18 protein-coding genes and 1 pseudogene are annotated in these 21,894 nt (G+C 47.0%); all 19 read left to right on the plus strand.

The window, feature by feature from the left end; translation table 11 throughout:
- Positions 1–20 precede the first annotated feature (20 nt).
- On the plus strand, positions 21–2,465 hold the full coding sequence (nirB, locus tag BK127_RS04800; RefSeq protein WP_076228843.1) for a nitrite reductase large subunit NirB: 2,445 nt from the start codon (positions 21–23) through the stop codon (positions 2,463–2,465).
- Positions 2,466–2,499: 34 nt separating this feature from the next.
- Positions 2,500–2,811, plus strand: a complete 312-nt coding sequence (gene nirD, locus BK127_RS04805) for a nitrite reductase small subunit NirD (RefSeq protein ID WP_076228844.1) — start codon at positions 2,500–2,502, stop codon at positions 2,809–2,811.
- A 19-nt stretch (positions 2,812–2,830) separates the two neighbouring features.
- Entirely contained in the window at positions 2,831–3,688 is an 858-nt protein-coding gene (locus tag BK127_RS04810) for a formate/nitrite transporter family protein (protein ID WP_076228845.1), read from the plus strand.
- A complete protein-coding gene (gene cobA, locus BK127_RS04815; protein ID WP_076228846.1) occupies positions 3,685–4,452 on the plus strand; it encodes a uroporphyrinogen-III C-methyltransferase in 768 nt (255 codons plus the stop codon). Before BK127_RS04810 ends, cobA begins: the two co-directional genes overlap by 4 nt.
- Positions 4,453–4,880: 428 nt before the next feature.
- Positions 4,881–6,923, plus strand: coding sequence for a hypothetical protein (locus tag BK127_RS04820; RefSeq protein WP_076228847.1), 2,043 nt, complete (start codon positions 4,881–4,883; stop codon positions 6,921–6,923).
- A 56-nt stretch (positions 6,924–6,979) separates the two neighbouring features.
- Entirely contained in the window at positions 6,980–7,501 is a 522-nt protein-coding gene (locus BK127_RS04825; RefSeq protein WP_076228848.1) for a hypothetical protein, read from the plus strand.
- A 297-nt stretch (positions 7,502–7,798) separates the two neighbouring features.
- Positions 7,799–8,374, plus strand: a complete 576-nt coding sequence (locus BK127_RS04830) for a hypothetical protein (protein WP_144026364.1) — start codon at positions 7,799–7,801, stop codon at positions 8,372–8,374.
- Positions 8,375–8,771: 397 nt separating this feature from the next.
- Positions 8,772–10,364 (plus strand): hypothetical protein, encoded by a 1,593-nt coding sequence (locus BK127_RS04835; protein WP_076228850.1) that lies wholly within the window; start codon positions 8,772–8,774, stop codon positions 10,362–10,364.
- A 703-nt stretch (positions 10,365–11,067) separates the two neighbouring features.
- On the plus strand, positions 11,068–11,859 hold the full coding sequence (locus tag BK127_RS04840; RefSeq protein WP_076228851.1) for a polysaccharide deacetylase family protein: 792 nt from the start codon (positions 11,068–11,070) through the stop codon (positions 11,857–11,859).
- 148 nt (positions 11,860–12,007) lie between these two features.
- Positions 12,008–12,469: a GNAT family N-acetyltransferase gene (locus tag BK127_RS04845; protein ID WP_076228852.1), complete on the plus strand. Its 462-nt coding sequence runs from the start codon at positions 12,008–12,010 to the stop codon at positions 12,467–12,469.
- Positions 12,470–12,510: 41 nt separating this feature from the next.
- Positions 12,511–13,044, plus strand: coding sequence for a GNAT family N-acetyltransferase (locus BK127_RS04850; protein ID WP_076228853.1), 534 nt, complete (start codon positions 12,511–12,513; stop codon positions 13,042–13,044).
- Positions 13,045–13,164: 120 nt separating this feature from the next.
- Complete coding sequence (locus BK127_RS04855; protein WP_076228854.1) at positions 13,165–14,619, plus strand: serine hydrolase domain-containing protein; 1,455 nt, start codon at positions 13,165–13,167, stop codon at positions 14,617–14,619.
- 232 nt (positions 14,620–14,851) lie between these two features.
- Positions 14,852–16,014 (plus strand): annotated as a pseudogene (locus BK127_RS04860) (Gfo/Idh/MocA family protein).
- Positions 16,015–16,041: 27 nt separating this feature from the next.
- Positions 16,042–16,254 (plus strand): hypothetical protein, encoded by a 213-nt coding sequence (locus BK127_RS04865; protein WP_076228855.1) that lies wholly within the window; start codon positions 16,042–16,044, stop codon positions 16,252–16,254.
- The gene (locus BK127_RS04870; protein WP_076228856.1) at positions 16,254–17,102 is read left to right on the plus strand and encodes a sugar phosphate isomerase/epimerase family protein; all 849 of its coding nucleotides are present in this window, start codon (positions 16,254–16,256) and stop codon (positions 17,100–17,102) included. The genes BK127_RS04865 and BK127_RS04870 overlap by 1 nt, the downstream gene beginning before the upstream one ends.
- 74 nt (positions 17,103–17,176) lie before the next feature.
- Entirely contained in the window at positions 17,177–18,037 is an 861-nt protein-coding gene (locus BK127_RS04875) for an AraC family transcriptional regulator (protein WP_076228857.1), read from the plus strand.
- A 37-nt stretch (positions 18,038–18,074) separates the two neighbouring features.
- Positions 18,075–19,103 carry a C-terminal binding protein gene (locus tag BK127_RS04880; protein ID WP_076228858.1) on the plus strand — a complete coding sequence of 343 codons (1,029 nt, stop codon included), beginning with the start codon at positions 18,075–18,077 and terminating at the stop codon, positions 19,101–19,103.
- A 632-nt stretch (positions 19,104–19,735) separates the two neighbouring features.
- Positions 19,736–21,181, plus strand: a complete 1,446-nt coding sequence (locus BK127_RS04885; protein WP_076228859.1) for an FAD-dependent oxidoreductase — start codon at positions 19,736–19,738, stop codon at positions 21,179–21,181.
- A gap of 14 nt (positions 21,182–21,195) precedes the next feature.
- On the plus strand, positions 21,196–21,792 hold the full coding sequence (locus tag BK127_RS04890) for a TetR/AcrR family transcriptional regulator (protein ID WP_076228860.1): 597 nt from the start codon (positions 21,196–21,198) through the stop codon (positions 21,790–21,792).
- The last annotated feature ends 102 nt before the right edge of the window (positions 21,793–21,894 follow it).

The following is a 21,894-nucleotide window of genomic DNA, read 5'->3' on the forward strand; positions in this document are numbered from 1 at the left end:
CGAGAGGAGAAGATGATTGTATGGAAGTAACTAACAAGAAGAAGTTGGTGCTGGTCGGGAACGGAATGGCGGGCGTTCGGGCGATAGAGCATCTGCTTAAGCTAGCTCCGGAAGCTTATGAAATCACGATTTTTGGAGCAGAGCCGCATCCTAATTATAACCGGATTATGCTGTCCTCGGTTCTTGCAGGTGGTGCTGACCTTCAGGAAATCGTTATTAATGATTGGGATTGGTACAAGGATAATAACATACAATTATTTGCCGGTCATCGAGTGACACAAATTGATTCGATTCATAAACGTGTCGTCTCCGATCAAGGCATAACGGTCTCCTATGACGTGTTGATCCTGGCAATGGGTTCGAATCCTTTCATGCTTCCGCTGCCGGGGGTTGACAAAGAGGGAGTTATTGCCTTTCGAGACATCAAGGACTGTGAGATCATGATGGATTCCTCTCGTAAATATAAAAAAGCAGTCGTTATCGGCGGAGGATTGTTGGGTCTTGAAGCAGCACGAGGCTTGCTGCATCTTGGAATGGATGTATCTGTTGTGCACATAAACCCTTATCTCATGGAAAGGCAGCTGGATGAAACAGCAGCGAAGATGCTGCAAGCGGAGCTGGAGCAGCAGGGAATGAAATTTCTACTGGCGAAAAACTCCGATTCGATTGTTGGAAGGAAAAGGGTTACGGCGCTCAGGTTTACGGATGGTAGCAAGATTGATGCTGACCTTGTCGTAATGGCGGTAGGTATCCGTCCGAATGTGGAGCTCGCTAAAGCTTCCGGCATTGAAATCAACCGTGGAATCGTCGTTAATGATTGGCTGGAAACGAGTATTCCGGGTATCTATGCTATCGGAGAATGCGCGGAACACCGTGGAATCGCGTATGGTCTCGTGGCACCGCTCTATGAGCAGGGTGCAGTGCTTGCCAAGAAATTGGGAGGAGTCGAGACTGTAGGTTATGCGGGCTCTGTGACCTCCACGAAACTGAAGGTTTCAGGTGTGGATGTATTCTCCGCAGGAAGATACGAGGAACCAGTAGGCTCGCGGTCTTTACGTTACCAGGATGAGGTAGACGGTGTATACAAGAAAATCGTACTCCAGAACGACAAGCTGATTGGGGCTGTACTGTTCGGAGATACCCATGACGGAGCAAAGCTCTTCTCCATGATCAAGAATGGAGAAATTGTAGCTGGACGCGAAAAAGAGCTGTTGCTTGGTGGTTCCATCGGCGGAGGTGTGGCCGCATCATCGGATAGCAGGCTTAAAGATATGACAGAGGACGAGATCATCTGTGGGTGTAACGGTGTATCCAAAGGCACAATAGCAGATGCGGTCATTGCCAAAGGCTGCAGGAGCGTCGGTGAAATTAAATCGTGCACGAAGGCATCTGCCTCCTGCGGGGGTTGCAAGCCATTAGTTGAAGGCTTACTGAGGATGTACGCCGGTGATGAGGCTGGAGAACAGGTGAAGGAAGGGATTTGCGGCTGTACCTCACTGACAAGAGATGAGATTGTTGCTGAGATTAAACGGATGGAAATGATGACGATCAAGGAAGTCATGCATGTGCTCGATTGGCGGAATCCCGAAGGTTGCGCGAAGTGCCGCCCGTCACTTAACTATTACCTGGGCATGCTGTGGCCCGAAGCGTATGCAGATGAGAAAGAGTCGCGGTTTACGAATGAAAGATACCATGCAAATATTCAAAAGGACGGTACTTATTCGGTTGTTCCAAGAATATACGGTGGAGTCACATCTCCGTCAGAGTTGAAGAAAATCGCCGAGGTCGCAGAGAAATACGACGTTCCAATGGTAAAGTTCACAGGTGGACAGAGGCTGGATCTGCTGGGTGTGAAGAAAGAGGATCTTCCGAGAATGTGGGAAGAGCTGGATATGCCCTCAGGGCATGCATACGGTAAGACACTTCGCACCGTTAAGACGTGCGTCGGGTCCACGTTCTGCAGGTTCGGTACGCAGGATTCCATCGCCATGGGGATCAGGCTGGAGAAGGAGCTTGAACGGCTGAATACACCAGCGAAGGTTAAGCTTGCGGTTTCCGGATGCCCGAGGAACTGTGCGGAGGCCACTATCAAGGATTTTGGAGTTGTTGCCATCGATGGTGGCTGGGAGCTGCATGTCGGCGGTAACGGGGGGGTCCATGTCCGAGCGACGGAGCTATTGTGCGTGGTCAAGACGGAGGATGAAGTTAGTGAATGGGCTGGTGCCTTCTTGCAATATTATCGGGAGAATGCGCAGTGGAACGAGCGTACCTCCAATTGGATCGAGCGAGTCGGACTGGAATCGGTCAAACGTGCGCTTGAGAAGCCAGAGGATCGAGCGGTGCTCAGCGAACGGATTAAGAAGGCACTCAGTATGACTACCGATCCTTGGAAACAGATCGTAAACGAAGATTCCCTACGCAAAAACTTTGAACCACTAAAGCAAGTACAACCCATAATAGACTAACACTAAGCAGACAAGGAAAGGTGGAGGAGATCGTATGTCTAAATATCTAATTGGCCAGTTGTCTGACATTGATCCAAAAGGCTCTCGCACGATAGTGGTACACAATCTGGAAATTGCATTGTTCCGTCTATCAGATGGTGAAATATTCGCAGTCGAAAACAAGTGTCCGCATAAAGGGGGGGCTTTATCTGAAGGGATGGTATGCGGAGGAAAGGTCCACTGTCCTCTGCACGACTGGAAGATTGATTTGCAAACAGGGAATGTACACGAACCTGATGATGGCTGCGTGAACACTTACGAAGTTGAGGTTGATCGTACCAATGGCTCCATATATGTAACTATTTAGACGAGGGAGGATGTCGGATATGGATTATATCAAACCTGGGCAAGTCATTAACCAAATGGTGGAGGTAGGGAAGACTAAAGCCGAGATGAGCGTCATGAACATGTTCATCCGCGGTGTATTGGCAGGGGCGATCTTGGCGTGTGCCACGACGTTGGCATTCACTGCAACCCTGCAGACCAATCTCGGTATAGTGGGCGCACTCATATTTCCAGTCGGATTCGTCATCATCGTATTGTTGGGCTTGGAGCTTGTCACAGGGAGTTTTGCTTTTATTCCCTTATCCGTAATCAAGAAGCAGACAACGGTTGGTAAGATGTTGAAAAATTATACGTGGGTCATTGCAGGTCACTTGGTCGGATGTGCGATCTATGCTGCCTTATACGGTCTTACGGTGTCAAAGATGGGAACCGACTTGGCGAGTCCTCTTGCTCAATTGCTGGTCAAAACAGCTGAAGCGAAAACAATCGCCTACAAGGATATGGGAATGAACGGTATGATGCTTGTGTTCATCAAGGCCATTCTATGTAATTGGATGGTAACGCTTGGAGCGGTTATGGCGCAGACATCAAGCTCCACAGTAGGTAAGATTGTAGCAATGTGGCTGCCTATTCTCATTTTCTTCGGGCAGGGCTTCGAGCATGCAGTTGTTAATATGTTCGTCATCCCGGCTGGTATGATGCTCGGGGCGAAGGTCAGCATGGGAGATTGGTGGATATGGAATCAATTTCCCGTACTCGTTGGAAATTTTATAGGTGGAGCTTTGCTTACGGGACTTCTCTTGTACTTGTCGCAGAAGGGCTACAAGACGTCATTGGGTAATACAATAGAGATGAATCAATCCCGGCGGGATACAGCCGTTGCCGAGAAAATCGTATGAAGACGGGTACTGTGCATATTGTTGGTGCCGGCCCTGGGGATCCTGAGTTAATTACTGTGAAAGCTTTGCGTCTTATTAAGGAAGCGGATGTTATCCTCTATGATCGCCTTGTTAACGAACAGTTGCTTGCTGAAGCCAAGCCGGAGGGTCAACTTGTTTACTGTGGCAAATCACCAGGGGCACATACGATGTCTCAAGAGCAAATTCATCGCAAGCTTGTTGAATATGCTATGCAGGGAAAAAATGTCGTTCGCCTGAAGGGTGGAGACCCCTTCATCTTCGGACGTGGTGGGGAGGAAGCGCTGGCCCTGGCCGAGCGTGGCATACCTTATGAAGTGGTACCGGGTATCACATCGGCATTGGGGGCGGCATCGGCAGCCGATATTCCCTTAACCCATCGGGGAATGAGTGCTTCTGTAGCCTTCGTAACCGGCAGTCGCTGCTCAAGCCCGGAAACGCGAATTCGTTGGGATTTACTCGCGCATAGCGTGGATACGTTGGTTATCTATATGGGTATCACCCAATTGGAACAGATTCGCACAGAATTGTTGATGCACGGTAAAGACGCGGATACGCCCACAGCAATAGTCGAGAACGGATCGACGGAACAGCAGAGAACGGTTACGGGGACACTTGGGCTTATTCATAAACAAGCAGTGGCAATGAAGATCAAGAACCCTGCACTTATCATTATCGGAGCGTCCGTTAAGGTTCGAGAACGATTAAATCTGCTTGTGATGGACGCAATCCATCAAGTTGGATAGAAATGGAATACGGAAATTTTGGTTGACACACGTATTATGTAAAAAGACTGACAATATAAATCCATCAGAAAAACGTTAAAACATAGTTTGAAAACATCGCCCGAAAAAGGCGGTGTTTTTTTTTCTTTGAATACAGCTAGTTTCATAGGTCGCATGGAAACGTTTATAAAATGTCCGTCATGAATATATGGTACATGGGCATTCCATAGGGGGCTGCTGCTAGCGAATTCGGACATCCGCGGCGGGGAACTTGTAAATCCCGAATTATTTGTAGAGGTGCCAGGTGTATGGACGCGTTACGGAATGCCAAGCAAGGACAAAACAGGCATGACAGCGGAACGTGAGGAAATTGGTTTCATGCGGCTCTAGACGATTACCACTTACTTCCTATAGAATTATAGCTATAATAGTGTAAAGGAGTTATATGAATGCAAGATGGATCAAGACCCCTTACTAGACGCAGAACCCCAGTAGGCTCCAATACACAGCAGGGGAACCAAGGTATCCCATCATCTCAAGCCTCGTTAGGTGTTTTTGGTATAACTTCTGCTACAAGCATTAATCAATTGCAGCGCTCTATAGGAAATCGGGCTGTCGGCAGAATGCTGGCAAATCAGATGATCCAACGCAATACATCCAGCTCGACGATTACACCTATCACAGACCCAAAGCTCCCAGCGATCTTGCCTAATTCAAAGGCAGTTGCTATGAAGTCATTAATGGGTGCACATATGCGTGATTACGAAAAGCAAACCGATCCTTCAACTTACAACGAGAAATTTAATGTATCCGAAGATAAGCCGATAGGTTCTAAAATTTCCTTTCGCGGCGAATTTGAAGTTTATGAAGTAACCGATGAAACAGGTTTATGGAAATTGGCGAAATTCGAGGGTAAGCACGGTTTTGTACGCATTAACAAGGTTGGTCCTATTCGCGGACTTTCAGGTGCGAGGGACAAGCTGGCGGAGACAAGGGCACAGCAGGCACTGAATCCACCTCAGAATGTTCCTTCACCCGAGGACGATCGCAATGCCATCGATGATGGTCTGGAAAATGCCGGACAAACTACAGAACTGTTAGGGACAGGTCAAGGCGGTGTAAAAGAATCTTATGATATGCGTGCCGATGCTTTAGATGGTGTAGAAGGGCAGGAAGCTGCAAAGGAGAGCTTAGAGCTGGAAAGTGCCAAGGTCGGCATGGCGACTGCGCCTGGAGAGACGCTGCTCGCCGGGATTAACGGAATCGTAGCGATGAAGAAAATCATTGACACGGCCAGGGATACCGACATGTCGAAGACTGAGAAAGGCTTTGATATTACGGAAGCTGTAATAGATTCAGGCAAATCCTTGCAAAAGGGCGTAGAGAGCACCTCAGGCTTTGCAGATAATATTGGCAAGCTTTCTGGAAGCACTGTCAAGGGCGCTGAAGCGGTTAGCGACTGGTCGGGTTCTGTTGGTGAAGCAATATCTGCCATCAAGAGCTCGTTTAGTCTAGTCAGAAATATTTATGATATCTTCAGCAAAACATTTAGCAGTGAGGGCATTAGCGCGGATGAGGTGGTTACCGCCAGTCTGGATGTACTTAGCAATGGACTTCAAGCTGCCCAGTCAGCAGTCAAGACTGTCAAAGCGATCCTCGATATCATAAAAGTTGGGGCAGCAGGACTTGCACAGGCGATTCCGGGCTTGGGAATTGCGATCAGTGGCATTATGATCACAATCAAGGTATACAAGATGATTAAATCATCAATTGCAACTTATCGAATGACCAAAGCCAAGCGAGAATTTAAGGACAAATATAGCAGTAAAGAATATGTTGGAGCTCAGCAATATACGCTATTTGGCAGGAATCTTTGGAAGTCCTTTAATCCTGGAACAGATTCTGGCAAGCTGCAGACCCGTAAGCAGGAATTAATAGCAAAGGGAACGGCCGCCACCGAACCTGAGAAGATAGAGTTACAAGATATTCAGGAATACGAGGTTGCCAAAGAAATTAAATATATCAACCAGAAGCGATTGGCAAGAGCAGGTTTGCAAATAGGGCTGGAAATGACCAATATTGCTGGGGATATTGCTACTTTGAGTGGGGTCGGATCCCAGGTTGGAGTGCCCCTTAAAGCAGTGGCTGCTGGCGCTGGCATTACCATGAGCTTAGGGCGCAAAGCCAAGCAGATTGGTAGGGACCGTGCTGCCAAGCCTGGGGCATGGAAGCTTACCAAAATGGTGTTTAATGAAGGAAAGTCCTCCACACTCAAGCATCAAAAAAGAGTCGAACAAACTAATCTCATTCTGGAGATGATTACTAATCTTCCTGAGTATAAGCCAAGCGACGCTGACATCAAAAAGCAATATAAACGCGTAGAGAATTTCATTTCAGGATGCGGTGTGAATCCTCTTGAATTGTACAGGCTTAATGGAAATATAGACAAACAGCGCGCGTTGCTGATCAAAAGCATGAAGAGCCGTGAGTAAGTCGTACATAAGTTGTGAATATATTAATTATATGCTTAGAAGCAGGGGGACATAAAGTGAATGCGAATAAACAGGCAAGAGATTTGGCTGAGCTTGGCTTTTTACAGCAATATTTCAAGGAAGCTGGACTTGGGTCCGATATCATCGAACCTTCTGAGACAATACCCATTGGAACCCTGCTAGTTCCTTTAACCAAGGACAGCCAGCAACGAGATCGCTATTTAATCTTCAACTTCGTACCTTCCTTGGCTCATGAGGGTATCGAACATATCCGACTCCTGCAAATGTACACCCAAATTCCAGTAAGCTGGGAGAATAAGAGCCTTGAAAAGCTAGAGAAGCTGCTGCTGGCGATCAACAGCCATTTGGCAATTGGCCACTACAGTATTCGCGGGAACCAAGAACTCTATTACCGGTATGTGTGGTGCACACCGAGCAGCCATTTGGTGCCTAAAGAACAAATATTGGAGATCACCGATTTGTTCATTATGATGCTGGACACATTCGGCGGAATGATCGATAGTGTCGTATCCGGACAAGCAGAGCTATCCGCTGTGCTAGCTTTTCTCGAACAATAAGCATAATAGTCAAAAGATATCTGTTCGACCATGACATTACGATCCGCTTCAAAAAAAGGGAATGCAACCGGTTTTGTCAAGGCATAATACTGAAAAAAGAGCATGCTAAAGAACCTTCCTTTTGAGCATTGGAGGGTTTTTTATTTGGATAAGAAAACTATGATATCTAAGCCTTCACCTCCGGACAAGATTACCGTCGATTATAATTCCATATTGTACCAACTGAGTTGGTATGCTACAATTTTCTGGTGTTATTTTGCTAAGATATTAAAAAGAGGTAATAGGGAAGGTGTGTCAATGTCTAATTTTAATCCTCAATTAACACGGTACAACTCGGAAGAGATTACGGAAGGATCCTATGACAGACCCGCCGGCGTTAGTATATTTGCTGTGTTGTTCACGTTGGGCGGTGCGGTGAGTTTTATAGTGAACTTATTTATCCCGGGACTGATAGCGGGGGTCGAGGCGTTCTCCCCTTTCTTTAAAGCACTTCTTGTTGCTACGTTATATTTTCTCAGCGTGATCAGTATTGCGGCGGGAATCGGCACTTGGAAAGGCAAAAAGTGGGGATGGTGGCTCGCTTTGTTTTATTTTGCCTACACTATCCTTGGTGGATTGAACCAGCTGATTTCTTATCCAGGTCTTGCTGAAGCTTATGGTACAGTAAAGGGAGGGGGAGCTTCCTTTTATCTAAAAGCGATTGTCAAAATCGTGCTCAATGGACTTGTCCTTGCTTACTATTTCAGGGAAAGTGTAGTCAGTTATTTTCATGTGGAATCCGTGGCGAGGCTTAAAGCTCTCGGCATCGTATTTGGCATCGGCATAGTCATCTTCGCTGTCTGCACTCTAACACAGTTGGTTGCAGTCCGGTGACCAAGTAACGTATTGCGTTTTATAGAAGCAAAAAAACAGATGGAACTAATTGGATATTATACTAAACGAGGTTGCCCACACAAAACGGCAGCCTTGTTACGCCTAACGAGCAGGATTCTTCAACAAAATTAACTCTATGAACGCTACCGCATGATATTCGACGGCCCTATTACTGCAGTTTTCATATATACTATTCCGAACGAATCATGTAAACATTGATCCCGCAATAGTTCCTTCTACCTTGTATCCCAGGTTCGAATAAACGATGAATTCGTTTGTTATTACGCCAAACTATCCGGTTCAATTGAGCTCGCGATCGATTAAACAACTCGAAAATTGGTATTACCGTAAGTAGGCACAACGGGCATAATGCGAATCCGAAAGGAGAACGAAACGGATGAATAAAATCAGTTTGTCAACCGCCGTATTAGGGATTTGTGTGTTCCTAGCCTTAGGCAGCACGCCGTTCGTCCGGGCAATAGAGATCGGAGATGTGACTGGACAGGTCCTATCAACAGATATTCATGCGTATGTCAACGGCGCCGTGATTCCATCGCTAAATGTGAACGGCTACACGGCGGTAGCGGCAGAGGATCTTCGGGAATACGGTTTTGATGTGGCTTGGGTGCCTCAGGAAAGGAAGATTGTTATTCGTTACAGTGGGAAGAAGGAGGTCCATCCTCTACCCATCCAGAAAACAACCCGGCTGTTAGGCACAAAGTTGGCCGATATCCTGAATACGGATATAACAGCTTATTACGGTGATCATCAGATTCCTTCCATTAATATCGGCGGAAAAACGGTAATCAAGCTGAACGATCTGTCCGCTTTCGGGAGTATCTTGTGGTCAGAGAAGGAGCGAGAAATCACATTCACTCCCAGCGCTGACGATGCCGGATGGTTCACCGCTAATCCGTTAGTAGTGCGGGAAAGAGGCATTGTTAAGGTGGACGATATTATGATCGGAGACCCGCAGATCACGTGGAACGGGGAGGCAGTCGGCCAGACAATCGATGATTTGCCTATGCTGGATGTATCATGGATTGCTGGCATGCTGGGCTATAAGACGAAAGAAATGGAAGACGGCAGTCTGCTGGTTGAAAACGGGGCCAACGGATTTATCCTAAGGGAAGGCGACAATCATGCGGACTTGATTTGGTTCGGGACGACGGTAGGGAAGGTGGAGGTTTGGAAGGAACCGGTCAAGCGGGACGGCAAATGGCTGCTTCGGGAGCCGGAGCTTAAGGACTTGTTCGGGTATGAGTCGGTGTGGAGCCCGGAGACGCATATGGAGAACATCACGTACCGGAAGTTCATAGTAGAGGACCATGGGCTCAAGCAGCTTGTCGATAATTACAATTATATTGTCCGCGTGGACGAGTTTTTGCAAGGAACCTCAGACCTTCCCTTCATTGATCTTGAAAAAGAGACTGACGGGCAGATGGCTCACGCACCGGTTGTAGCAGGCGGTATGGCTGATGCTGTCGAGGGCGGACCTAAGTATAGACAGGATACGTCAATCAAACTGGAGCTCGGAACGAACCGTATGCAGCTTCGATTGACCCAGGGCAAGCGCATTTTATTCGACACGCCGTATGTTGTGGAGCTTCCGCTGCGGGAGCTGGCGGCAATCCTGGACCAGAACACGTCTTTCAGCTCCGGAGACTCCACTCGTCTTTTGAATGTGACGCCGGAAAAGTCGTATCAGGAAACCTCCAGCTCGGACATGACCTTCTCGGGAACGGTGGACAGGATCAATGGTACCGGCTTGACCTTTAGAATGGAACGTCAGGAGGGAGACGGATACGTGCAGGAGGGAGACCCGGTATCGGCGCCGTTTGAAGGCGATCGCTTTACTGCAAAGGTAATGCTGCCGGATCAACTCGGGATGTATCGGCTGACGGCATTCAGCTGGGTCACCAATCCGAAAGGTTCCTTTCAGATGCCGGTAGCCTATTGGTATATTCAGAAGACCGATCATGCAAAGTAAGCAGGGAGGTAGTACAAGGCATTCCCAAAGAAAGGATTCGTATATTTGGATAAGCTGAACATTAAAGAATTTACACATGAGGACGTTATTTTAAGGGTGGAAGTCGCTGGTTCGGATTCAGCATGTGAATGAAAGAGCAAGGGCTCAATAATCCTAACGAAAAGGCAGCCGATTAAAACCGGCTGCCTTTTCCCTGCTAACGTGCAGGATAGTGGAGGATATAGCCCGCGCAACGCTGGTGACGAAAAATAAAAACGATGTCTTTGACCTTTTCAAGATGCTCCTTGGGAGAATGTCGAAGTGACTGATGATACGCTGGCCTTGTTTACGGCTAACGGTACTGAGAGTTGGCAAAGGCATATGTAGGAAAATAATAGATAAGATTAGGACACTTAAGTATTTCTTTATTGAGAGCAACTTAGTGCTAATTTGGGAGTCTTATTAGCAGGCAGTACGAATAAAGATGAGATTCTAAGCTCAATCTTTGATTTCATAGCCACCATACCGACTTAGAGCCTTCTCTTTTAAATTTGGTACTCTTCTTTTTTGTTATAAAGCAGCAAAGCATCATCATATAAAGTAATGTAAATCAGATACTCAGGTGGGATATAGAATGAAATTGTATTGCGCAACATTTTTCCCTAGATTAGGAGCAGTTTGTCTCACGATCCCGCTCCTCCTGTCAGGATGTCAATCACCGTTTTTGGACTCAACAGGAGTACAAGCCAACATTAATGTGCAAGTAAACGATCAATCGGTTACAACAGCAGTACCAACATTGGAGGTTAAACCTCCGCCAGAGGTGGATATACCCCATCTTCCCCCTGATAAGATTGTTGACAACCAGTTAAGTCCGGAGATCGGGAAGCCGAAGGAAGAAGCGAATGTTCCCGATTTATCAAAACCACAAAATATCTCAACTCTGAAACCGATTTATACGGTTGATAAGGGCAGGGTAGCGATCACAATTGATGATGGACCTACACGGTATACTAAGGAGCTTTTAAAAGTTCTCCGTGAAAATGATGCCAAGGTAACCTTTTTCTTTCTAGGACAAAGCGCGGCATCTTACCCCCAATCAGTGACCGAGGCCGTATATGACGGTAATGAAATAGGCTATCATTCTAATTCTCACCCCAAAATGACGAACATGACGTACAATGAACAAAAAAGTGAATACGAACTTGGTTTAAAAAAGCTTCAGAAATTGGTTGCCAAGCCTATTAGACTTTTTCGCCCGCCGTATGGGGCGTATAATAACGATACAAAGCTCGTTACAGAAGAGTATAAAATGAAAATGATACTCTGGAATGAGGATCCGCAGGATTGGTCGACAACTAATTCTGCTGAAGTCGTCAAGCATGTGTTGGCCCAGGTACAATCCGGGGGAATTATTGTGATGCACGATCATCCCTCAACGATTGCTGCTTTGCCTGACATCATCAAGGGAATTAAGTCCAAGGGGATGAAGCTGGTAACGATTCCTTCAGATTAATACAGGATAGAACCATCAATAACGATTATGTTGGAGTGCATGCCTTTTTATTTATCAAGATAACTTGGAGCCGATGAACTAACTTATTTGTGCATGTTATCTGAGCCGCATATCAGGGTAACTATTATTTTTTTAAGGAGTGAAGAGAGTGGGAGAACTAACTTTACAATTTTCAGAACCGAACAATGAAGATTTACTTGCTTTGATTGCTAAGCTTGATGAATATTTATACTCCTTATACCCTTCCGAAGAAGTATTTGTTGTTAATTTGGACGGGCCCAAGGTAAGCGATGTTGTATTTGTCATTGCATATTTGGAGGATATTGCTGTCGGTTGCGGAGCTTATCGCCCGTTGGACGTACGGACCTGTGAGCTTAAACGAATATTTGTTGACCCTTCATACAGGAATAAAGGTATTGCATCACGTATCCTATCATTTTTAGAACAGGAAGCAGCGCATGCTGGATTTACTTCCCTACTACTCGAAACCGGGCCCATGCAGCCCGAATCAATTGAGCTATATAAGAAATTGGGGTTTGTTGAAATCGAACGTTTCGGAGAATATGTGGATTGCCCTAGCAGTATCTGCATGGGGAAGAAGCTGTCCTGATCTACATCTCAACGACGAATAAATATAGGAGAAGATATCATATGGACTACCCGCAAAGTTGTTGGTACGAAGGTTTGGATATACGTAAACTCGGTCACGATGAGGTTGTGAAAATTCACGAGTTGATGTTAGATGTTGTATCGAGGCTTCCCCACAAATCCTTGTTCGTCACTGATGACGAAGATTATTTTCATGATCTTCTAGAACAGCACGGGGAAATTTATGGGGCATATGACAAAGGAAAGTTAGTTGCTTATTCGGTACTTGCATATCCCGGAACGGGCGAGAGAAATTTAGGACGAGAATTCGGAGTACCGGATGAAGAACTTTCTCGAGTCTGGGCGCTCGACTCAACTATCGTACTCGAATCTGTCCGTGGCCGTGGGTTACAGCGATATTTCAACGATTTGCGTGAAAAGCGTGCTAAAATATTGGGCGGTCAGTACCTGTATTCAACGGTCCATCCCGACAACGAAGCAAGCCTCCGTAATTTGGAGGCTGCACAACTTAGTTTTCAATTCACGCGACTCATGTACGGGGGATTTCAAAGGCATTGTTATGCAAAACAGCTTTAATAACTCGAATAGACATCGTCACAGCCGACTAACACGCAAAAGGAGTTTGAAGAAAAGGAAGGAATTCCCTCCCGAGTTGCGAATTACAATAGTAATCCCAACCCAAAGGAGTGTTTTTTCATGTCTCAATCAAATCTTTTACCGCGATGCCATCCTGAAACAGTCGGTATTTCATCATCTGCGGTGACCGCCTTTTTGGGGGCAGCGGAAAGCGGCGATCACGGCCTACACAGCTTTATGCTGATGCGCCACGGCAAGGTTGCGGCAGAAGCCTGGTGGTCGCCTTACGGTCCCGACCTGCAGCATATGATGTATTCCTTAAGCAAAAGCTTCACCTCGACGGCTGTAGGGCTGTCCGTATCTGAAGGGCTGCTTTCGGTCGATGATTATGTTGTTTCTTTTTTTTCGGAGAAAAACCGGATTGACGATGCCAACCTGAGCAAAATGCGTGTAAGGCACCTGCTTTCCATGTCGACTGGACATGAGAAGGATACGACCGGTTCACTGCGCGAACAGAAGGACGGGGATTGGGTGCAGGCGTTTCTGGAGCTGCCAGTCGGGCGAGAGCCGGGCACTCATTTCCTCTACAACAGCGGCGCCAGCTACATGCTATCTGCCATTGTGCAGAAGCTTACAGGCCAAACGGTGCACGAGTATTTGCAGCCGCGTCTGTTCGAACCCCTCGGCATATCCGGCACGACTTGGGAAACCTGCCCACGCGGCATGAGCGCAGGCGGCTGGGGATTGACCCTGAAAACCGAGGATATTATCCGGTTCGGCCAGTTGTATTTGCAAAAAGGGTTGTGGAACGGCCAGCAGATATTGCCCGAAGCCTGGGTCGACGAAGCGACATGCTTCCAGGTGTCCAACGCGGGTACCAGCCAAAATATCGATTGGCAGCAAGGCTACGGCTATCAATTTTGGCGGTGTCGACATGACGCATACAGGGGCGATGGGGCATTCGGCCAGTTTTGCGTAGTGCTGCCCGAGCAAAATGCGGTAGTCGCCATGACCTCGGGTACGAAAAACATGCAGAATGTCCTCAATCTCGTCTGGGAGCATCTGCTGCCGTCGATGGTGGACGTTCCACTGCCTGCAGATGAGCAAGCACAGGCTGCCTTGGCTGATAAAGCCAGTGCTAGTGCGTATTCTCCACTAAGCTCCGATATCCGGTCGCCTTTGGCGGAGCAGGTATCGGGCAGCCGCTACGGGTTTCCTGAGAACGAACGCAACATTCAAGCCGCGACATTTGATTTTAACGCGGATGAATGCGTTATCACGCTGTGGAACGAACAGGGTCAAACGCAGGTTCGTTGTGGACTCGGCCATTGGGAGGAAATGGACACGAATCCATCCCGTCAACCGTCCCGGATGGTAGCCAGCGGAAAGTGGCAAAGCAATGATACGTTCGTGATGAACTGGAGATATGTGGAAACCCCGTACTCAGATACGTTGACCTGTAAGTTTGAGAGCGGCAAGCTTACGGTGCTGATCGACCCGTACGTCAAATTCGGCATGACGACGGAGCCTATCGTTTTGGAAAGCAATAAAATGGACAGACAATTGGAAATCTGATTAACGGTGCCTTTTTAGACAATTTTCCAACCTCTTTACGAGGCTTGGAGGTTGTCTTTTTTTATACTGTAGATGAAATTGATTCCTCGTCGAGTTGAAAAAGATACATATAACAATGAGAGTTAAATGATTCCCCCTTTTTTAGCAATCATAGTGAAGAGCTCAAGCTATTAACCATGTTACGATAGCTACGGGATATCGAAAATGAGCAGCATGAAAGGGAGTTTGACGTATGAGTAAGGTGCGAATCGGCTTGGTAGGTATAGGAAGCATGGGAACAGCACATGCTCGATATTTAATTGCAAATGAAGTAGAAGGTGCTGAACTCACTGCCGTTTGCGAGCAAAGTGAAGAGCGTTTGCAAATGTTTGCAGAGGAGTTCGGGAGCTCTGTAGCTTGCTATAATAGCTATGAAGCGATGTTTGACTCTGGATTGGTGGATGGTGTGCTGATCGCGACACCTCATTATTTTCACCCGGAACAAGCGATAAAGGCACTGAACAAGAATCTGCACGTCTTGATTGAGAAGCCGGCGGGCGTCTACACGAAGCAGGTTCGTGCGATGAATGAGGCCGCAGCCAAAGCCGGGAAAGTGTTCAGTATCATGTTCAACCAACGGACAAACCCATTGTACTGCAAGCTGAAAGAGCTGATCTCATCCGGAGAGCTCGGTGAAGTACGTCGAATGAATTGGATTATTACGGACTGGTATCGCTCCCAAAGCTACTATGATTCAAGCGGATGGCGGGCGACATGGGCCAATGAAGGCGGCGGCGTACTGATTAATCAAGCTGCGCATCAGCTTGATTTGTGGCAGTGGACTACAGGCTTGATGCCGAAGCGTATCCGGGCTTTCTGCTCGTTTGGCAAGCATCGGAACATCGAAGTCGAGAATGAAGTGACGGCATATGCAGAGTATGAGAACGGTGCAACTGGGGTGTTCGTGACATCCGTTTGTGAGTCTCCGGGGACTAACCGCTTCGAGGTTACGGGCGATCGCGGTAAAATCGTTATCGAAGACGGAAAGATGACTTTCAGTCGTCTGCGTGTCCTCGAATCAGAGTTCAACAGTACTTTTAAGGGCGGGTTTGGACAGCCGGAGTGCTGGAAATTCGAAGTACCTGTAGTAGGTAAAAACCCTCAACATAAGGGCATCACGCAAAATTGGGTGGATGCGATTAACAAAGGAACTCCGTTGATTGCTTCAGGGAAAAGGGCATCAAGGGGCTAATGCTATCGAACGCGATGTTGCTTTCTACATGGACGGATAACTGGGTCGATCTGCCGATTGATGAGGACCTATTCATTGAGAAATTGCAGGAGAACATTCGCAACTCCCGATCGACCAAAAATCCGTTGGAAAGCCGTACTCTAAATGTAAGTGGAACTCATTAGGGAGGTCGGGACAGCGCTAGCGATCATTTGTATGTAGTCGACGGCGAGAAGGAGCAACATTTGCAGCTAAGCGGCATTGGTTTTCCGCTTTTCGGAGAACTTATCTTGGATTGCATGAACCGGACGGAGGATGTGATGACGCAGGAGCACGCCTTCAAAGCCGCCGAGCTTTGCCTAATCGCCATGAGAGATGCGGTTATTGTATCGAATCATAATTCTTATACTGGAGGGAATAACTAATGAAATTATCTGTATTTACCGTAGCTACACCGGATTTAACTCCAGAGCAATTGTTGTCAACCGCGAAAGCAGCAGGCTTTGAGGGTGTTGAATGGCGTTATAAGAGCGTACCGGATGAGCTAAAATCGGCTCCCCTATCGTTCTGGGGGAACCACTTATGCTCCATTCCTGAGCATGGTAGTGAGGCTGAGTGGAAGTTCTATAAGGAAGCGACAGAAGCTCAAGGTTTACAGATATTGAGCGTTACACCTTATATAACGGCCGGTGATTTGGAAGAAACCGAGCGTGTGCTTAAAGTGGCCAAATATCTGGGTGCCCGCTTCATCCGCTTGGGGGTTCCGCGCTATGACAGAACAAAGCATTTCAATGAGTTATTTGAGTTAGAGCGAACTTATATCCGCGAGGCTGAGATATTATGCAAGCGGTACGGCGTAAAGGGTCTGGTCGAGACACATCATGTAACCATAGCAGCCAGCGCTAGCGCAACTTATCGATTAATTGAGGGTAGAGATCCGAACGCGATCGGCGTATTGTTCGATCCGTGTAATATGGTCTACGAAGGCTATGAAAATTATCGGATGGGGCTGGAATTGCTCGGACCTTATGTAGCCCATGTGCACATGAAAAACGCTTCTTGGACACAAACAGGTACTAACGACGATGGCAGTGCGGTTTGGTCTGTTGACTGGGCGCCCTTGAAGCAGGGAGTCGTACCTTGGAAGCATGTCATTGATGATTTGAAAGCGATAGGTTATGACGGCTGGATCGGTTTCGAGGATTTCAGCAAAGAAAAACCTACTGAACAGATGTTGCACCAGTTTGTGCAGTATGTGAGATCTCTGTTATAGGTTATCGCTAGTCGAACCGCTTCATAGTATGATAAGGGAAATAACCACCTTTAGTGTGAGACGGAGTAGGTCCTATGTGTGCATCTACACTTCATGTGAATTCTATATTCGATTTTTCGTATCGACAAAACCAGCCGTATAATCAATCTGCCTTCCATTCACATCCGAATTATGAGGTCTACTACTTTCATAGTGGGAAATGCAATTTCCTGATCGGAGATCGCATTTATGTGCTTGCACCCGGCGATTTGATCCTTATGAACGGGATGACGCTGCATTGTCCGAAGATCGACCCTAATGTCGAGTATGTCCGATCTACGATTCACTTTGAACCGAAACGGCTACAGCCACTGCTTGGCACGCAGACGGAATTACCGATTCTACAGCCATTTCAAGAAATGGGAAATCATTTGCTTCGTTTGAGTGAGAAGGCAAGGACGGAAGTTGAACGAATTCTTGAGCACATGCACGACCAGAATACCAGGCACGATGTAGTCGGTTCTTTCCGAGCCAGACTCGCGTTTGTCGATCTGCTGACGCTAATTTACGAGCTGTGCCTGCATCCGCTTGAGCATGTTAACGTCCAGTCTACGGCGAAGGAAAAGACTGTGCAGCAGGTGATCACGTTCCTGGAAACGCATTATAATGAAGATGTAACCCTGGATCAGGTTCAGAAGCATTTGCACGTTAGTAAATTTTACTTGTCCAGAATGTTTAAGGAAGTAACCGGCGTGACGATGTTCGAGTTTGTATACCGAAGACGTATTAATCAAGCCCGGATCGAATTTGTACTCGACCCAAGCGTATCGGTCACGGATGTATGCTTTCGGGTTGGCTTCAAGCACTTAGCGCATTTCAGCCGAGTATTTAAGGAGCTTGTGGGTGTCACTCCGGTTCAATATAAGAAATCACTGACGGCAACTACGGTACAATAATAGCCGATCATTATAATGATTAGGAGGCTTCGGGATCATGCGGCAATGGAAAGTAGTAGTAACTGACTGGGAATACCCGGATCTACGCTTCGAGGAAGCGGTATTTCAAGCTTATGGCAATATCAAGCTGGTAGTTGCACAATGCCAGACGGAGGAAGAGGTAATCGAGGTTTGCCGTGATGCGGACGCGATGATCAATCAGTATGCCCCGATTAGCCGTAAAGTACTCGAACAGCTCGAGAATTGCAAAGTGATCACGCGCTACGGTGTAGGTGTCGATACGATTGACTTGGAGGCGGCAAGGGAAAAGGGCATTTGCGTGGCCAACGTTCCTGATTACTGTGTGGACGAGGTTTCAGATCATGCACTAGCCTTGTTGTTATCATGGACCCGTAAAGTGACACTGGCGAATCATTCTGTCAAAAATGGCATTTGGGATTTCAAGGTGACACAGCCTATATACCGTCTGCGTGGCCAAACAATCGGTTTGATCGGCTTCGGCAAAATTCCGCAGTCGCTAGCTGAGAAGGTGAAGCCGCTTGGGCTGCGCGTCATCGTAGCAGATCCTTACTTCACCCAGGAAGCCGCTGTGGAAAAAGGGGTTGAGCTTGTTTCTCTTAGAACGCTGTGTAAGGAGGCGGACTATATTTCGGTTCATGCCCCTTTGACTGCGGCTACACGTGGAATGATCGGTGAAGAGCAATTCTCACTTATGAAAAAGGAAGCTATCCTGATTAATACATCACGGGGGCCGATCGTCAACGAACAAGCGTTGATTGCGGCATTGGAGAAAGGAATCATTGCAGGAGCTGCTCTGGATGTGGTTGAATCAGAACCGATAGACTCAGATAATCCACTGCTTCGGATGGAGCAAGTTATTATAACACCGCATGTCGCCTGGTACTCCGAGCAATCGGCTGCCGAATTGCGTTCCAAGGCTGCCATGGGAGTCGTCGATGTATTAGTACACGGAGAGTATCCAAAATATTTAGTCAATGCCAAGGTCAAAGACCGCGTTCAACTCAAACTGCCCAATGCCGAAGACCGATACGCCAAACTTGTCTAAAATTTAAAAAGCTGCAGCGGCACAGAACGAATTGATTATTATCTTTGGCGCAAGATAGGAAGAAGGACCCTTTCGATAAGTGAACTCTGAACTGTAACCCGAAAGTTAGACACTTTAGAAAAAGTGCCGGTCTTTCGGGTTACAGTTCAGTGGTATCTGCTCCCTGTTTTTATTTAGAAACAAGTGCATTACCGAAGTCTATGGTAGCTTCGCTGCCTTTCCCTTTTTCCATTGTAAACACGAGCTTAAGTTTCTCAACTTGTGCAATGGGTACTGTAATATCTTGCGCATCTTGCATTTGACCCCATTGTTCAAATAAGCAGAGACCTCTTTAATGTTCGCTGAGGCATAGACGACTGTCGAAAAACTGAAAACAAGTAATCCTGAAAGTGCTAAAGTAGTCGATTTTCTCATAATTCCTCCTGATTTTATAAAATATATTGTTATTTTAGCAGGGATTAGCATAATATGTCTGTTATTTTAGCAAATCTTTACAAAAGTTCGCTTGCACAATAATTCCTACCCACAGAAAGATTCATTTTACGGCTCTTCCGAGATTGACATACGGAAAATAATCGCCTATTCTATTATTGACTGAATTAGTCAATCAATGGAATAAAGGAGCGAATCCTATGAAAAATATACAAAAAGTAGGCAAGGCCATCGTGATCGGTGGCAGCATCACAGGTTTAATGACGGCAAGGGTCCTCTCGTCATATTACGAAGAGGTAATCCTTATCGACAAGGACGAATTTCCGGATCATCCCGAAGATCGGAATGGCGCTCCGCATGGCTTTCATCCCCATAGGTTCACACAACGTGGTAAAATGATTACGGAGCAGCTTTTTCCTGGCTATGAGGAAGAACTGGTGGCTCTTGGTTCACCAAGTTCACTAAATAAAACCGTTCATATGATGAATCAATATGGAACGGTAGCCGGACCTTACCTACGGAACGATATCAAGTTCAGCCGTGCTGTACTGGAGTGGGTGATTCGTGGACGTGTCAAGCAGATTCCGAATATACGGCTACTAGCGGAGCATGATGTTATTGGGCTCCATACAACTCCGAATCATAAGGCCGTTACAGGCGTCCAAGTCCGTGGGCGGGGAACAGGCATGAAAAGCGAGTTCTTGGCCGATCTTGTTGTGGATGCCAGTGGCCGCGCCTCCAAACTGACGCAATGGTTGAAGGAGTTTGGATATGAAGTACCTCGCCCTGATCGGATGAAAGCAGCTATCGGATACAGTACACGACGGTATAACGTACCTGCACATTTGAAGCACCTGACCGAGAAATGGGATGTGATCAACATCATGGGCCAACCGCTCAAGGGAACGTTTACGGGTGTATTTTCCTTTATAGAGAATCAAGTGGCTGAGATGCTGCTGTATCGTCCAGGCGGGCACTATCCACCAACGGATGCGGAAGATTTCGAGCAGGAGGTCGCTCGGCTTCCTACCCCCATGATTGCAGAAATCCTGTATGAGCTCGAACCGATCGGCACACCTAAGGGTTTTCGCGTACCAGAACTATACCGTCACCACTATGAGCACATGGAAAGATGGCCGGACGGATTGCTAGTGTTGGGCGACGCATTCTGTATCTATGACCCGATTTTTGGTCAAGGGATGACGGTTGCTGCCATAGAAGTGGATTTGCTGAACACCTTGTTGCAGGAGCGACAGAACAACCCTGAGCCACATTTTGAGCAAAAAGTGCTCCGCAGGATCCAAGAAGAGGCCATTACTCCTGCCTGGTGGTTAAATTGTGCGGCGGATTTGCAGTGGGATGGCGTCGAATATGAGGCTGGCACAGAACCGCTCAAGGGAATTGCTTTTGGGAGCAGGTATATGAATTTGATCCTGAAAGAGGGGAGCGCGAATCATAACTTCAAACTATTCGGTTTGTACTGGGGCGTTAACTCGTTAACATTACCGCTGCATGAGTTGTTTAATCCACAGATGGTCAAGTCGGTGCTTGAGGCATCGGAGGAAGGACAGCAACTACTTGCAGACCTACTGAAAGAATACGAGCTGCCGTTAGAAGAAGCATTGACTAAATTGATTCCAAGTTAGGAGTGAAAAATATAGTGTCTCCGTTAAATGAAGAACAACAGAATCAGATTCGAGATGAACGCAGAGAGCAAATTATGAGCGCTGCGCTTAAAGTTTTTGCAAGGCGGGGGATTATTGGGACGAAAATGAGCATGATTGCCGCTGAGGCCGGGATTAGTCATGGGCTGCTTTATCATTACTTTGCGTCGAAAGAAGAGCTTTTCACAACACTTGTTGAAAGAGCAATGATTGCCTCGGATGAGGCTATACATAGTGTTTATGAGTTGCCGGGCACACCGATCGATAAAATCAGAGCGTTAACGCTAGACATGTTAGATGAAGGTGGTACGGATTACTTTCTGCTGATCCATCAGGCGAGAACATCAGATGGAGTGCCTGAGAAGGTGGTGGAGTTGATGAAGCGTTACTCCATGGATAAATACGTTAAGCAACTACAGGCATTATTCCGGGAAGGACAGGAGGTCGGAGAGCTTGTGGATGGCGATTTGGACGAAATGATTTCGTCTTACCTATCGGTCCTCTCTGGTCTGATGGTGCTCAATGTACAGAAGATTGGGGGCTACCAGCGTCCGAGAGTTGACGTGTTGCTGAGGATGATTGCTCCTCTATAGGGAAGAGTGACATGGCAAGTAAGGAGGCTGTCCCAAACTAACATGGCCTGACGGCCACCACCATGAATGAAAATGTCTTGGCTTGTGAATCTGTATGTTCCA

It is taken from the genome of Paenibacillus sp. FSL H7-0331 (assembly GCF_001956045.1).